The sequence below is a fragment of the Curtobacterium sp. 314Chir4.1 genome (assembly GCF_900215175.1).
Taxonomy (GTDB): Bacteria; Actinomycetota; Actinomycetes; order Actinomycetales; family Microbacteriaceae; genus Curtobacterium; species Curtobacterium pusillum_A.
This window is the reverse complement of the sequence record NZ_OCMI01000003.1, coordinates 97,634-112,773: the sequence shown is the minus strand read 5'-3', so window position 1 is coordinate 112,773 and position 15,140 is coordinate 97,634. Positions and strand designations below refer to the sequence as shown.

Here is a 15,140-nt window from a genome sequence, read left to right as displayed (position 1 = left end):
GCTCACGCTACTCAGCTGCCCGTGGATCGCCTGCCCGTGGATGTCCCCGGCTCGTCGTAGGCTTCCTGGTGTGACCGAGACCGTGCTGCCCGACGCCTCCGTTCCGACCCCGTACGAGGACCTGCTCCGTCGCGTCCTCACCGAGGGGACCCCGAAGGGCGACCGCACCGGTACCGGTACCCGCAGCCTGTTCGGCGCACAGCTCCGCTACGACCTGTCGAAGGGCTTCCCGCTCGTCACGACGAAGCGCGTGCACTTCAAGTCGGTGGCGTACGAGCTGCTCTGGTTCCTCCGTGGCGACGGCAACGCCCGCTGGCTGCAGGAGCACGGCGTCCGGATCTGGAACGAGTGGGCGGACGAGGACGGCGACCTCGGCCCGGTCTACGGCGTGCAGTGGCGCTCGTGGCCGACGCCGTCGGGGGAGCACGTCGACCAGATCGCCCAGGTCATCGAGCAGATCAAGACCAACCCCGACTCCCGCCGCCTGATCGTCTCGGCGTGGAACGTCGCGGACATCCCGGAGATGGCGCTCGCCCCGTGCCACGCGTTCTTCCAGTTCTACGTCAACGACGGCAAGCTCTCGTGCCAGCTCTACCAGCGCAGCGCGGACATGTTCCTCGGCGTCCCGTTCAACATCGCCTCGTACGCGCTGCTCACCCACATGATCGCGGCGCAGACCGGGCTCGAGGTCGGCGAGTTCGTGTGGACCGGCGGCGACTGCCACGTCTACGACAACCACGTCGAGCAGGTCGAGGAGCAGCTGTCCCGCACCGGGTACGCGCTCCCGACGCTCGAGCTCGCCCCGCGCGACTCGATCGACGACTACGAGTACGAGGACTTCACCGTCGTCGGCTACCACCACCACCCCGCGATCAAGGCCGCGGTCGCCGTCTGATGTCGGCCGGTTGGACCGAGCCCGTGCGCGGGATCGGCATGGTCTGGGCGCGCTCGACGAACGGCGTGATCGGCGCCGACGGTGGGATGCCGTGGCACGTGCCGGAGGACCTCGCGCACTTCCGGCAGGTGACCGGGGACGCGACCGTCGTGATGGGCCGCCGGACCTGGGCCTCGCTGCCGAAGCGCTTCCGTCCCCTGCCCGGGCGCCGGAACGTCGTGCTCACCCGTGACGAGGCGTGGGAGGCCGAAGGTGCCGAGGTGGTGCACGACCTCGCGACCGCACTCGACACCGACGAACCCGTCTGGATCATCGGCGGCGGGCAGGTGTACGCCGCGGGGGTACCCTTCGCCGACCGGGTGTCCGAGACGGTGATCGACGTCGAGGTCCCCGGTGACACGGTCGCGCCGGCGCTCGCCGAGGCGGACGGTTGGTTCCTCGTCGACGAGGGGCCGTGGCAGGAGTCCCGCGCCGACGGCACTCGCTACCGCTTCCTCGAGTGGCGCCGGCGCGCGTAGCGCGGGCGCCGCGCGGGCGCGCCGCGGGCGCGCCGCGGGCGGCCGCGCCGCGGTTCGCGGCGGCCCCGCACAACCAAAATCACCGCGCACCACGGGTTTGCGCGGTTCGAGTCGACTTTGGTTGTGCGGCGAACGCCGCCGGGTGCACGCAACCGACGGCCGGGCCGCAGCGTCCGAGGCGGGGGTGATCCGCGCCTCTCCCACCGGCACGGCCGGCTCGCCGCTGGCGCGTCGATCCGGAACCGGCGGCGGGGCCCAGCCCGGTGACCGTCCGGGCGGACGGCCGCCCTCGCCCGCATCCCCGGTACGCTGGTGCCCGTGTCCCCGCGTGAGAATCCCTTCGGCCAGGTCCTCGTCGCCCTCGTGACCCCGTTCACGGCTGACGGCGAGGTCGACTGGCCCGGCGTCGAGCAGCACATCGACGACTGCATCACCGCCGGCGCCGACGGCATCGTCGTGACCGGCACGACCGGCGAGACGAGCACCCTCACCGACCCGGAGAAGCTCCGGCTGGTCGAGGTCGGCAAGTCCGTCGCCGCGGGCCGCGCGAAGATCATCACGGGCGGCGGCTCGAACGAGACCGCGCACGCCATCCACCTGTACAAGCAGAGCGAGAAGGCCGGCGCGGACGGCGTGATGATCGTCACGCCGTACTACAACAAGCCGACCCAGTCGGGTGTGCTCACGCACTTCCGGATGATCGCCGACGCCACCGACCTGCCCGTGATCCTGTACGACATCCCCGGCCGCACGGGCATCCCGATCACGTACGAGACGATCGTGCGGGCGTCGCACCACCCGAACATCCTCGCCGTGAAGGACGCCAAGGGCGACTTCGCCGAGGTCTCCCGGGTGCTCAACAACACCGACCTCATGTACTTCTCCGGCGACGACACGAACGTGCTCCCGCACCTGTCGATCGGCGCCACGGGCCTCATCGGCGTGACCGCGAACATCACGAGCACGCCGTACCGCACCATCATCGACGCCGTGAACCGGGGCGACCTGGCGACCGCGACCGCCGAGCACAAGCGCGTCGAGCCGCTCGTCCGTGCCGTCATGACGCACGTGCCGGGCACCGTCGCGGCGAAGTACATCCTGCACGGGCTCGGCCGCATCGGCAGCCCGCGCGTCCGTCTGCCGCTCGTCGGCCCCGAGGACTCCGAGGCCTACGCCATCGAGACCTCGCTCGAATCCGTCCGGGACATCCCGGGCGCCGACTTCTCCAACTTCCGCCCCGACCGCAACGCAGCGGCCGGCGGCGCTCTACCGAAGGTGCCAGGCACCACCCGCTAGCGAACACCGCGGCGCGCAGGACGCGCGTCGCCCGAATCCGTAGGACCGAATGCCCACACAGATCTCCGAACCGCAGCCGCTCGAAGCCGGCACCCTCCGCGTGATCCCCATCGGGGGACTCGGCGAGATCGGTCGCAACATGACCGTCTACGAGTACGAGGGCAAGCTCCTCGTCGTGGACGCCGGCGTGCTCTTCCCCGAGGAGCACCAGCCCGGGGTCGACCTGATCCTGCCGGACTTCGCGCCGATCCGGGACCGCCTCGACGACGTCCTCGGGGTCGTGCTGACGCACGGTCACGAGGACCACATCGGCGCCGTCCCGTACCTCCTGAAGCTCCGCGACGACATCCCGCTGATCGGCTCCACGCTGACGCTGGCCCTCGTCGAGGCGAAGCTCAAGGAACACCGGATCAAGCCGTACACGCTCGTCGTGCAGGAGGACCAGACCGAGCAGCTCGGCCCGTTCCACCTCGAGTTCGTCGCCGTGAACCACTCCATCCCGGACGCCCTCGCCGTCTCGATCACGACCCCCGCCGGTCGGGTCCTGCACACGGGCGACTTCAAGATGGACCAGCTCCCGCTCGACGACCGGATCACGGACCTCCGTGCCTTCGCCCGCCTCGGCGAGCAGGGCGTGGACCTGTTCCTGCCGGACTCGACGAACGCCGACGTGCCGGGCTTCACCGCCCCCGAGCGCGACATCGGCCCCGTCCTCGAGAACATCATCACGCGCGCACGCAAGAAGGTCGTCGTGGCGAGCTTCTCGTCGCACGTGCACCGTGTGCAGCAGGTCCTCGACGCCGCCGCAGCCGCGAACCGCAAGGTCGCGTTCATGGGCCGCTCGATGATCCGCAACATGACCATCGCCGCCGACCTCGGCTACCTCCGGGTGCCCGAGAACGTGCTCATCGACACGAAGAAGGCGAAGAACGTCCCCGACGACCAGATCGTCTACATGTCGACCGGGTCGCAGGGCGAGCCGATGGCCGTCCTGGCGCGCATGGCGAACCTCGAGCACCAGATCGAGATCGGCGAGGGCGACACCGTCATCCTCGCGTCGTCGCTGATCCCGGGCAACGAGAACGCCGTCTACCGGGTCATCGACGGGCTGACGAAGCTCGGCGCGAAGGTCGTGCACAAGGGCAACGCGAAGGTGCACGTCTCCGGGCACGCGTCCGCCGGCGAGCTCCTCTACTGCTACAACATCCTGCGTCCGCGGAACGTCCTGCCGGTCCACGGCGAGCACCGCCACCTGTACGCGAGCGCCGACCTGGCGATCCAGACGGGTGTGCCGCCGCGCAATGTGATCCTCGGGCAGGACGGCATCGTCGTCGACCTGAAGGACGGCGTCGCCACGGTGGCCGGACAGCTCGACATCGGGTACGTGTACGTCGACGGCTCGACCGTGGGCGAGATCACCGACGCCGACCTCAAGGACCGCCGCGTCCTGGCCGAAGAGGGCTTCATCTCCATCTTCACCGCGGTCGACTTCACCACGGGCCAGTGCGTCGTCGGCCCGGAGATCCAGTCGCGGGGCTTCGCCGAGGACGAGTCCGTCTTCGACGAGGTCCGCCCGCAGATCGCCAAGGCCCTCGCCGAGGCGGCCGCGAACGGCACCCGCGACGGCCACGCCTTCCAGCAGGTCGTGCGCCGGACCGTGGGGCGCTGGGTGAACACGAAGCACCGTCGCCGACCGATGATCGTCCCGGTGGTCATCGAGGCGTAGCGCGCCGCGCCTGCCGCACTGCGGCAGTGGACCGGACTGGAGGCCCGGTGCACGTTCCTGACGGACGTGCACCGGGCCTCCAGTCGCGTTCCGGGCACGTGTCGCGTCCGTCACGGACGCGGCGGGCCTCCCTTGGTTTGTCCTGGGAGGGCATTAGGGTGCTGCCCATGGCCGGAGGCACCAAGTCGACCACGCGCTCGCGCGCGTCCTCGTCGTCCCGTGGAAGCGGGACGCGCGGTCCGTCGCGCACCCAGGCCACGACGAAGAAGCTCCCGCAGGCGGCACCGACACCGGTCTTCCGCGAGCAGAACCCGCTCGTGACCTTCTGGCTCGCGATGGCGCACGGCGTCGGCGCGATGTTCCGCCTGCTCGGCAAGGAGACCCTCGAGAAGGACCAGCGTCGCGACGGGTTCCCGTTCCTGCTGTTCGTCCTGGCGATCGCCGGAGCGGTGGTCGAGTGGCTCAACCCGACGAACTCCGTCTCGGTGGCGCTCGACGCCTACACGTTCGGCGGGCTGTTCGGACGGCTGGCCTTCGCGCTCCCCGTCATCATGGTCGTCTTCGCCGGCTGGCTCTTCCGGCACCCGGCGTCGGTGCACGACAACACCCGCATCGGGATCGGCCTCGGGCTGCTGCTCGTGTCGATCGCCTCGCTCTGCCACGTCTTCGGCGGCCAGCCGAGCGCTCCGGACGGCATGCCCGCGCTCGCGGCGGCCGGAGGGGTGATCGGCTGGGTCGTCATCGGGTGGCTCGTCACCATCGCGACCGCGTGGGTGGCGGTCCCGGTGGCGATCGTGCTGCTCGTCCTCTCGCTCTTCATCATCACGAAGACTCCGCCGAACAAGCTCGGACGACGGCTGCACGAGCTGTACGCGTACCTCTTCGGTGCGCCGGCGCCTGCCGCCGAGCCCGAGGAAGCCGTGGCCGAGGCGCCGGCGCCGCGCGCGAAGACGTCGAAGCGCGGGAAGAAGGGCGACACCGACTTCCAGTTGTTCGACGACCTCGGCTTCGACGAGGACCGGGCCGCCGCCGACGGCGACGAGGCCGAGGGCGGCACCGTCCCCTGGTGGCGCCGCAACAAGTCCGGGCGCGAAGAGGACCCGGCCTACGACAGCCCGGTGATCACCGGCGCGACGTCGACCGTCCCCGAGGTCCCCGCGTCGGGTGCCGCGAACCCGAACGCCGGTGCCGCTGCCGGGCTCGTCGACCACACGCCGGCCGAGCCCGCGTCCGTGAACCTCAACGACTCCGTCGAGCAGGACCTGCAGGACGCCGAGCAGGCGCTCCGCGACTTCGGGACGCCCGTCCCGGAGCGTCCCGCGGCGACCGAGGTGGTGCGTCCTGACGCCGCCGTGTCCCCGGTGGTCTCCCCGTCCCTCCCGGCCGACGACGTCCCCGAGGCCGCCGACGACGGTCTCCCGCCCGTCGCCGCTGCCGACGAGGACCCGTCCGCGCCCTACCGACTGCCGGCCGCGACCACCCTGAGCTCCGGCTCGCCGTCGGTTGCCCGCAGCCAGGCGAACGACGACATCGTCGCCGCGATCACCGGGGTCCTCACCGAGTTCAAGGTCGACGCGAAGGTGACCGGCTTCTCGCGCGGCCCGACGGTCACGCGCTACGAGATCGAGCTCGGCCCCGGCGTCAAGGTCGAGCGCGTGACGGCGCTCTCGAAGAACCTGTCCTACGCGGTCGCCTCGAACGAGGTCCGCATCCTGTCGCCGATCCCCGGCAAGAGCGCCATCGGCGTCGAGATCCCGAACACCGACCGCGAGACGGTGTCGCTCGGCGACGTGCTCCGGTCGAACGCGGCACGCAAGTCGAAGCACCCGATGACGATCGGCGTCGGCAAGGACGTCGAGGGCGGGTTCGTCGTGGCGAACCTGGCGAAGATGCCGCACCTGCTCGTCGCCGGCTCCACCGGTTCCGGCAAGTCGGTGTTCATCAACTCGATGATCACCTCGCTCCTGATGCGCGCGAAGCCGTCAGAGGTCCGCATGGTCCTCGTCGACCCCAAGCGCGTGGAGCTCTCGATCTACGCGGGCGTCCCGCACCTCATCACGCCCATCATCACGAACCCGAAGAAGGCAGCCGAGGCGCTGCAGTGGGTCGTGAAGGAGATGGACATGCGGTACGACGACCTCGCGTCGTTCGGGTTCCGTCACGTCGACGACTTCAACAAGGCGATCGAGAACAACGAGATCGTCCTGCCGGCCGGCAGCGAGCGGAAGCTCAAGCCGTACCCGTACCTGCTCGTCGTGGTGGACGAGCTCGCGGACCTCATGCTCGTCGCCCCGCGCGACGTCGAGGAGTCGATCGTGCGCATCACCCAGCTCGCCCGCGCCGCCGGCATCCACCTCGTGCTCGCGACGCAGCGCCCCTCGGTCGACGTCATCACCGGTCTGATCAAGGCGAACGTCCCGTCGCGCATCGCGTTCGCCGTCACGAGCGTCACCGACTCCCGCGTCATCCTCGACCAGCCCGGTGCCGACAAGCTCATCGGGCAGGGCGACGCGCTCTTCCTGCCGATGGGGTCGTCGAAGTCGCTCCGCGTGCAGGGTGCCTGGGTGAACGAGAGCGAGGTCGCCGAGGTCGTCCAGCACGTCACGCGCCAGGCCCGCCCGGAGTACCGCCAGGACGTCCAGGCCGTGGTCGAGCGCAAGGAGATCGACGCGGACATCGGCGACGACCTCGAGCTGCTGCTCGCCGCCGTCGAACAGGTCGTGTCGACCCAGTTCGGCTCCACGTCGATGCTCCAGCGCAAGCTCCGCGTGGGCTTCGCGAAGGCCGGTCGCCTCATGGACCTGATGGAGTCCCGCGACATCGTCGGGCCGTCCGAGGGGTCCAAGGCCCGCGACGTGCTCGTGACGGCCGACCAGCTGCCGTCGGTGCTCGCGAAGCTCCGGGGCGAGGAACCACCCGCCGCCGCAGCGCCCGCAGCCGGTGCCGGGCTCGTCGGCACGACCGCCGCGCCGAGTGCGCCCGTGTCCGCGCCGTCCGACGACGGCGACCGCTACGGAGCCGACCCGGTGGGGGACATGACGCGCGGGTACGATGAAACCGACGACGAGCCCGATGAGGACGCGTGGGGACTGACGGGCAGGGAGTGACGGCGATGACCGCCTCGAACGGTACGGACACGACGCACGGCGCGAAGTTCCCGTGGCGCGGACGACTCATCCGCAAGGGTCCCGGCCCAGCGTCGACGGGCAACGTCGCGAACATCATCACGGTCGTCCGGATCCTGATGGCCCCGCTGTTCTTCGTGCTGCTCCTGGCGGACGCCGGAGCCGACGGGCCGCTGCGGATCTGGGCGGCGATCACGTTCGTCGTGGCGATCGTCACCGACAGCGCCGACGGCATCATCGCCCGACGCCAGAACCTCGTCACGGACTTCGGCAAGCTCGTCGACCCGATCGCCGACAAGGTGCTCATCGGCGGCGCCCTCGTGGCCCTGTCGATCCTCGGCGAACTGCCCTGGTACGTGACCGTGCTCATCATGGTGCGCGAGATCGGCATCACGGTGTTCCGGTTCGCCGTGCTCTCCGACCGGGTGATCCCGGCGAGCCGGGGCGGCAAGATCAAGACCGTGCTGCAGGCCGTGGCGCTCACCGCGGCGCTGTTCCCGTGGTGGAACCTCGTCGGGGACTGGGCGCACTGGGTCAACGGCATCCTGATGACGGCGGCGTTCCTCGCGACCGTCCTGAGCGGCATCGACTACCTCTGGCAGGCCTGGAAGCACAACCGGACCGCGGCGTGACCGTCGGGTCCGCCGCGGCGACCCTGATCGCCGAGCTGACCGCACGCGGTGAGACCGTCGCGGTCGCCGAGTCCCTGACCGGCGGACTCGTCGTGGCGACCCTGGTCGGCGTCCCCGGTGCGAGTGCGGTCGTCCGCGGCGGCGTCGTGGCCTACGCGACCCCCGTCAAGCACACCGTCCTCGGTGTCTCGGATGCGTTGCTCGCCAGCAACGGCGCCGTCGATCCCGAGGTCGCCCGGCAGATGGCCACGGGCGTCCGGGCGGCCCTCGCGGTCGACGGGGCGCCCGCGACCTGGGGGATCAGCACCACCGGCGTCGCCGGCCCCGACCCGCAGGACGGCAAGCCCGTCGGCACGGTGTTCGTCGGGATCGCCTCCGAGGACGCTGCCACGGCGTACGAACTCCACCTCGACGGTGACCGTGAGGCAATCCGCCAGGCGTCCGTCTCCGAACTCCTGGCACGGATGTCGTCCACGATCCGGGGCCGGGAATAGGTCCCGTTTCCACTGGGTTACATCTCACGCAATCTCCAGCGGTACAGCAGCCGGCCTCGCTAGCATGCTGCAACCGGCAACGCTACAGTTGCTCAACCCGAACTCGGCCATCCGGACCGAGCGGGCGCGGAGACGACAGAGAGGAGGAGATCTCATGGTTCTCGTTCGTCAGGAAATCGGCGACGTTCTGCGGGACTTCCGCTTGCAGAAGGGCCGGACCCTCCGTCAGGTCGCGTCCAAGGCCAGCGTGGCTCTCGGGTACCTCAGTGAGGTCGAGCGCGGTCAGAAGGAGGCCAGCTCGGAGATCCTCGCATCCGTCGCGGATGCGCTGGACACCCCCATCTCCACGATCATGCGCGAGGTGGGAGACCGTCTCGCGATCGTCGAGGGGCTCACCCCCGTGCCGGACACGCTCCCGGACGACCTCGTCGCCGAGTTCGACAACGACCTCGCGGTGCGCTGACCCGCACCGCCCCACGCGCCCCCGCTGGTCCGCCAGCGGGGGCGTTCGTGCGTCCGGTGGGCGCGTGCCGATTACGCTGGAACGATGCGTGTGAGTGAGTTCTGGCGAGCGGTCGACCAGGTGTTCGGCGATGCGTACGGCGCGGTCGTCAGCCGGGACGTGGTGCTCGAGGAGCTCGGCGGGCGGTCCGCGGCGGACGCCCTCGCGGCGGGGATCGACGCGCGCCGGGTGTGGGAAGCGCTTTGCGACTCCCAGGACGTCCCGCTCGACAAGCGGCACGGCAAGGGCCTCGCCGAACCCCGGGACTGATCCGAACACGTGTTCGGCGTGTTGCTCGAACGCGTGTTCGATCGGTGGTACTTTCCTCCACATCGGCGCTGTACGAGGACCTCGTCCACAGATCGCGCGGCCGGCGGCAGTGATGTCGGTGGCCCGCCCTAGGTTCGAGGTCATCGGGAACAGCCCGAAGCCTTGTCGCTGAGACACCGGCCCTGCACCACCGGCCGGGGTGGACGCGACAGCCTACAGGCGGCCGACACCGAGCACGAAGGAGCACCCCATGCCATCACCCCAGGACCGCGAGAAGGCCCTCGAGACCGCCCTCGCACAGATCGACCGGCAGTTCGGCAAGGGCACGGTCATGCGCCTCGGCTCGGACGAGCGCGCGCCCGTCGCCACCATCCCCACCGGGTCGGTCGCGCTCGACGTCGCGCTCGGGATCGGTGGTCTGCCGCGTGGCCGCATCATCGAGATCTACGGCCCGGAGTCGTCGGGTAAGACCACGCTGACGCTGCACGCCATCGCCAACGCCCAGCGCGCTGGCGGCATCGCGGCGTTCATCGACGCGGAGCACGCGCTCGACCCCGAGTACGCCAAGAAGCTCGGCGTCGACATCGACGCCCTCCTCGTCTCCCAGCCCGACACCGGTGAGCAGGCGCTCGAGATCGCCGACATGCTCGTCCGTTCCGGCTCCATCGACCTCGTCGTCATCGACTCCGTCGCGGCGCTCGTGCCCCGCGCCGAGATCGAGGGCGAGATGGGTGACTCGCACGTCGGTCTCCAGGCGCGCCTCATGTCGCAGGCGCTCCGCAAGCTCGCCGGTGGGCTCAACCAGACCCAGACCACGATGATCTTCATCAACCAGCTGCGCGAGAAGATCGGCGTGTTCTTCGGCAGCCCGGAGACCACGGCCGGTGGTAAGGCGCTCAAGTTCTACGCCTCGGTCCGCCTCGACATCCGACGCATCGAGACGCTCAAGAGCGGCACCGACGCAGTCGGCAACCGCACGCGCGTCAAGGTCGTCAAGAACAAGATGGCGCCGCCCTTCAAGCAGGCCGAGTTCGACATCCTGTACGGCACGGGCATCTCGCGGGAGGGCTCGTTGCTCGACTTCGGTGTCGACCACGGCATCGTCAAGAAGTCGGGCGCCTGGTACACGTACGACGGCGACCAGCTCGGACAGGGCAAGGAGAACTCGCGGTCGTTCCTCATCCAGAACCCGGAGATCGCCGCCGAGATCGAAGGCAAGATCCTCGCGAAGCTCGGTGTCGGCGGCGCGTCCGTCGAAGCGGCTGACGCACCGGTCGAGTCGATCGCGCCGAAGATCGCGGAGCGCAAGGGCGCGTGACGACCGACCACGACGACGACGCGGACCTCGCACCGGTCACCGACCTGTTCGGTGCGAGGTCCCGTCGCGCCGCTCCTGGTCCGGCTCCCGAGACGGACGCTCCCGGTCCCGACACGGACGCTCCCGTCCTCGACACGGACGCCGACGCGCCGGTCCCGCTCCCGATCCAGGGTGCGCGGGCGCAGGCCGAGTGGCTCCAGCCGGTGGTGGGGGACGGCTCCGGACGCAGTGCCCGTGCCGAACAGGACGGGTACGACGAGGACCACACCGCCGACGCCACCACGGCCTCGGTGTTCGCGATCGACAGCGGCGCCGAGATCGACCCGGCCGACGCACCACGGCCGATCGACGAGCAGCGCGCCGACGCCGAGCGGCTCAGCATGCGGGCACTCGGGCGCAAGGGTGTGAGCGAGTCCGAGCTCCGGACGATGCTGACGAAGAACGACCTCGACCCCGAGGTCGTCGAGCACGAGGTCGAGCGGCTCACGCGGGTGGGACTGCTGGACGACGTCGCGCTGGCAACCGACCTCGTCGACCGGCTGCACGACCGGAAGGGCCTCGGCCGGCAGGGCGTCGTGGCGGAACTCCGTCGTCGCGGGATCGACCAGGCAGCGATCGACGCCGCGCTCGAGGCAGCGGCCGACGACGAAGACGACGAGTTCGTCCGCGCGATCGAGCTCGCCGAGAAGCGGGCGGGACAGCTCCGCGGGCTTGATCGTGCAACAGCGGAACGCCGGCTCTCGGGGTTCCTGATGCGCAAGGGCTACAACGGCGGAGTCGTCCGCATCGCCGTGGAACGTGCACTGGACGGGGGTGGCCGGGGTCCCCGCGGCCCGCGCGGCTCGGTCCGCTTCGAGTAGCCGGGTCGCGCTCCGGCGGAATTACACTGGGATGACCATGGCCACCGTCGCAGCGCGCCCCCGCACCTACGAAGTCCGCACCTACGGGTGCCAGATGAACGTGCACGACTCCGAGCGACTGAGCGGCTCGCTCCAGGCCGCAGGCTACGTCGCCGCCGACGGTGACCAGGCCGACGTGGTCGTCATCAACACGTGCGCCGTGCGCGAGAACGCCGACAACCGGCTGTACGGGAACCTCGGGCAGCTCGCGGGCATCAAGCGCGACCACCCCGGCATGCAGATCGCGGTCGGCGGGTGCCTGGCGCAGAAGGACAAGAACGTCATCCTCGAGAAGGCCCCCTGGGTCGACGTCGTGTTCGGGACGCACAACATGGGGTCGCTGCCGACCCTCCTCGAGCGGGCGCGGCACAACGACGAGGCGCAGATCGAGATCCTCGAGGCGCTCGACGTCTTCCCGTCGACCCTCCCGACGAAGCGCGACTCGACGCACAGCGGGTGGGTGTCCATCTCCGTCGGGTGCAACAACACGTGCACGTTCTGCATCGTCCCGTCGCTCCGCGGCAAGGAGAAGGACCGCCGCCCCGGTGACGTCCTCGCCGAGATCCAGGCGCTCGTCGACGACGGCGCGATCGAGGTCACCCTGCTCGGCCAGAACGTCAACTCCTACGGCGTCGAGTTCGGCGACCGGCAGGCGTTCGGCAAGCTCCTGCGGGCCACCGGGCAGATCGAGGGCCTGGAGCGCGTCCGGTTCACCAGCCCGCACCCGGCGGCCTTCACCGACGACGTCATCGACGCGATGGCCGAGACCCCGAACGTGATGCCGCAGCTGCACATGCCGCTGCAGTCCGGCTCCGACCGCATCCTCAAGGCGATGCGCCGCAGCTACCGGAGCGAGCGCTTCCTCGGCATCCTCGACCGGGTCCGCGCGAAGATCCCGCACGCGGCCATCTCCACGGACATCATCGTCGGGTTCCCCGGCGAGACCGAGCAGGACTTCGAGGACACCCTGCGCGTCGTCGAGCAGGCCCGGTTCGCCTCGGCGTTCACGTTCCAGTACTCGATCCGCCCCGGCACCCCCGCGGCCACGATGGACGACCAGCTCCCGAAGCAGGTCGTGCAGGAGCGCTACGAACGCCTCGTGGCCCTGCAGGAGCGCATCACGGCGGAGGAGAACGCCGCCCAGGTCGGCCGGAGCGTCGAGGTGCTCGTCGCGACGGGCGAGGGCAAGAAGGACGACTCGACGCACCGGCTGTCCGGCCGTGCCGAGGACTCGCGCCTCGTGCACTTCGCCGTGCCCGCAGGGTCCGCCGTGCCGCGCCCCGGCGACGTCGTGACGGTCGAGGTCACCCGGTCCGCACCGCACTTCCTCATCGCCGACAACGACGGGCCCCTGTCGATCCGTCGAACCCGCGCGGGCGACGCCTGGGACCGCGCGCAGGCGGAGAGCTGCGGCGTGCCCACACCGGCAGCACCCGCCGACGGCCCGCGCGCGGTGTCGCTCGGCCTGCCCACGCTCCGTGTCGGCCGCTGACCCCGAGCACGTCGACGCCGACCTGATCGCCGTCGTCGGCGCCACCGGTACCGGCAAGTCCGACCTCGGCATCGCCATCGCAGAGCGGCTGCAGGCGTCCGGACGCCCGGCGGAGATCGTCAACGCCGACGCCATGCAGCTGTACCGCGGCATGGACATCGGCACCGCGAAGCTCACCGTCGAGGAACGCCGTGGCATCCCGCACCACCAGCTCGACGTGCTCGACGTCACCGACGAGGCGAGCGTCGCCGCGTACCAACGCGACGCCCGCGCCGAGATCGACGCGATCCACGGGCGCGGCGGCGTCGCGGTCCTCGTCGGCGGGAGCGGGCTGTACGTGTCGGCCGTCCTCTTCGACCTCGCGTTCCCCGGCACCGATCCCGAACTCCGCGCGCAGCTCGAACGGGAGCACGACGAGCTCGGTCCGGGCATCCTGCTCGAGCGGCTCCGGACTCTCGACCCGACTGCCGCAGCGACGATCGACGCACGCAACCCACGGCGGTTGATCCGGGCACTCGAGATCGCGAGCCGATCCGAGATCGTCACCCCGAGCCTCCCGTCCGCGCCCCGTGCCTGGCGACCAGCACGGATCCTGCACCTGCACCGCGAACGCGCGCAGCTCGTCGAGGCACTGCACGAGCGCGCCGCGCGCATGTTCGCCGAGGGCCTGGTGGACGAGGTCGACGCGTTGCGCGAACGAGGTCTGGAACGCGGGAAGACGGCGCGGGCAGCGATCGGGTACTCCCAGGCGCTCGAGGTGCTGCGGGGGGAGTCGACCGTCGAGCACGCGGTCGAGGCCACGGGCATCGCCACGCGCAAGTACGCCCGGCGCCAGGTGTCGTGGTTCCGCCGGTACGCCGACACCGAGGTGCTCGACGTCACCGGGGCCGACCGGACGGCGCTCACCGAGACGGCCCGTAGGATCGTCCCGTGACCGAGCTGCACTTCACCAAGGGCCAGGGGACCGGCAACGACTTCGTCCTGTTCGCCGACCCCGACGCCACGGTCGACCTGACCCCAGACCGGATCCGCGCGATCGCGGACCGGCGCTTCGGCGTGGGCGGCGACGGCGTCATCCGCGCGGTCCGGTCCGAGTCGCTGGCGGAGGGGCAGGCGCTCCTCGCCGAGGACCCGGCCGCCACCTGGTTCATGGACTACCACAACGCCGACGGCACCGTCGCGGAGATGTGCGGCAACGGGATCCGCGTGTTCGCGCGGTACCTCACCGAGTCCGGGCTCGTCGAGCTCGCACCGGGGGAGACCCTGACGGTCGGCAGCCGCAAGGGCCTGGTGGACATCCAGCGCACCTCGAACGGGTTCGCCGCCGACCTCGGTCGCTGGGGCCTGGGCATCGAGGGCGGCGGGTCGGACGACGTCCTCGTCCGCGCGAAGAACCTCGACCGCGCGCGCCCCGGCCTCGGCATCGACGTGGGGAACCCGCACGTCGTCGTGGCACTCGCGACGGACGACGAACTCGCGGACGTCGACCTCACCTACGTGCCGGTGCTCGACCCGGCGCCGGCCGCGGGCGCCAACGTCGAGTTCGTCCTGCCAGGCGACCCGCTCGTCCAGGACGGCGTCGGCCAGATCACGATGCGCGTGCACGAGCGCGGCAGCGGCGAGACCCTGTCCTGCGGCACCGGGGCCGTCGCCGCCGCGCTGGCGACGCGGTACTGGGCCGGCAACGGGGCACCAGACACGTGGCGCGTGCGCGTCCCCGGCGGGGTCGTCACGGTGCGCATGTTCGCTGCGGAGGACGGCGAGCACGTCTCGCTGTCCGGTCCGGCGGAACTCGTCTTCTCGGGGGACCTGACCGTCTGACCCGACCACGGCCGTCGGCCTGGAGGCACGGATCACCGTGCCGACGTCGGTGACGCTGGTCGTGCCTCCAGTCCGGATCGCGCGCAGGCGGCCTGCGTCGTGCGCGAGGCGCCGCGTCGTGCGCGAGGCGCTGCGTGCTGCGCGAGGCGCTG

Annotated in this window: 14 protein-coding genes; all 14 read left to right on the top strand. The window is 70.8% G+C overall.

Going from position 1 to position 15,140, the window contains the following annotated elements; all coding sequences use genetic code 11:
- Positions 1-70 precede the first annotated feature (70 nt).
- Positions 71-895, top strand: coding sequence for a thymidylate synthase (locus tag CRP27_RS09550; RefSeq protein WP_255257520.1), 825 nt, complete (start codon positions 71-73; stop codon positions 893-895).
- Entirely contained in the window at positions 895-1,413 is a 519-nt protein-coding gene (locus CRP27_RS09545) for a dihydrofolate reductase (RefSeq protein ID WP_176505542.1), read from the top strand. The genes CRP27_RS09550 and CRP27_RS09545 overlap by 1 nt, the downstream gene beginning before the upstream one ends.
- A 318-nt stretch (positions 1,414-1,731) precedes the next feature.
- Positions 1,732-2,709: a 4-hydroxy-tetrahydrodipicolinate synthase gene (gene dapA, locus CRP27_RS09540; RefSeq protein ID WP_097180999.1), complete on the top strand. Its 978-nt coding sequence runs from the start codon at positions 1,732-1,734 to the stop codon at positions 2,707-2,709.
- A 49-nt stretch (positions 2,710-2,758) separates the two neighbouring features.
- Positions 2,759-4,435, top strand: coding sequence for a ribonuclease J (locus CRP27_RS09535; protein WP_097180474.1), 1,677 nt, complete (start codon positions 2,759-2,761; stop codon positions 4,433-4,435).
- A 167-nt stretch (positions 4,436-4,602) separates the two neighbouring features.
- Complete coding sequence (locus CRP27_RS09530; protein ID WP_097180473.1) at positions 4,603-7,542, top strand: DNA translocase FtsK; 2,940 nt, start codon at positions 4,603-4,605, stop codon at positions 7,540-7,542.
- Between the two features lie 5 nt (positions 7,543-7,547).
- A complete protein-coding gene (gene pgsA, locus CRP27_RS09525; protein ID WP_176505541.1) occupies positions 7,548-8,192 on the top strand; it encodes a CDP-diacylglycerol--glycerol-3-phosphate 3-phosphatidyltransferase in 645 nt (214 codons plus the stop codon).
- Positions 8,189-8,686, top strand: coding sequence for a CinA family protein (locus tag CRP27_RS09520; RefSeq protein WP_097180471.1), 498 nt, complete (start codon positions 8,189-8,191; stop codon positions 8,684-8,686). Before pgsA ends, CRP27_RS09520 begins: the two co-directional genes overlap by 4 nt.
- Positions 8,687-8,840: 154 nt before the next feature.
- Complete coding sequence (locus CRP27_RS09515) at positions 8,841-9,149, top strand: helix-turn-helix domain-containing protein (RefSeq protein WP_027464765.1); 309 nt, start codon at positions 8,841-8,843, stop codon at positions 9,147-9,149.
- Positions 9,150-9,233: 84 nt separating this feature from the next.
- On the top strand, positions 9,234-9,458 hold the full coding sequence (locus tag CRP27_RS09510; protein ID WP_097180470.1) for a DUF3046 domain-containing protein: 225 nt from the start codon (positions 9,234-9,236) through the stop codon (positions 9,456-9,458).
- Positions 9,459-9,708: 250 nt separating this feature from the next.
- Positions 9,709-10,776, top strand: coding sequence for a recombinase RecA (gene recA / locus CRP27_RS09505; protein ID WP_097180469.1), 1,068 nt, complete (start codon positions 9,709-9,711; stop codon positions 10,774-10,776).
- Entirely contained in the window at positions 10,773-11,636 is an 864-nt protein-coding gene (locus CRP27_RS09500; RefSeq protein WP_097180468.1) for a regulatory protein RecX, read from the top strand. The genes recA and CRP27_RS09500 overlap by 4 nt, the downstream gene beginning before the upstream one ends.
- Positions 11,637-11,673: 37 nt before the next feature.
- On the top strand, positions 11,674-13,167 hold the full coding sequence (gene miaB / locus CRP27_RS09495; protein ID WP_097180998.1) for a tRNA (N6-isopentenyl adenosine(37)-C2)-methylthiotransferase MiaB: 1,494 nt from the start codon (positions 11,674-11,676) through the stop codon (positions 13,165-13,167).
- Positions 13,154-14,101, top strand: coding sequence for a tRNA (adenosine(37)-N6)-dimethylallyltransferase MiaA (miaA, locus tag CRP27_RS09490; protein WP_097180467.1), 948 nt, complete (start codon positions 13,154-13,156; stop codon positions 14,099-14,101). Before miaB ends, miaA begins: the two co-directional genes overlap by 14 nt.
- A complete protein-coding gene (dapF, locus tag CRP27_RS09485; RefSeq protein ID WP_097180466.1) occupies positions 14,098-14,988 on the top strand; it encodes a diaminopimelate epimerase in 891 nt (296 codons plus the stop codon). The genes miaA and dapF overlap by 4 nt, the downstream gene beginning before the upstream one ends.
- Positions 14,989-15,140: the final 152 nt, after the last annotated feature.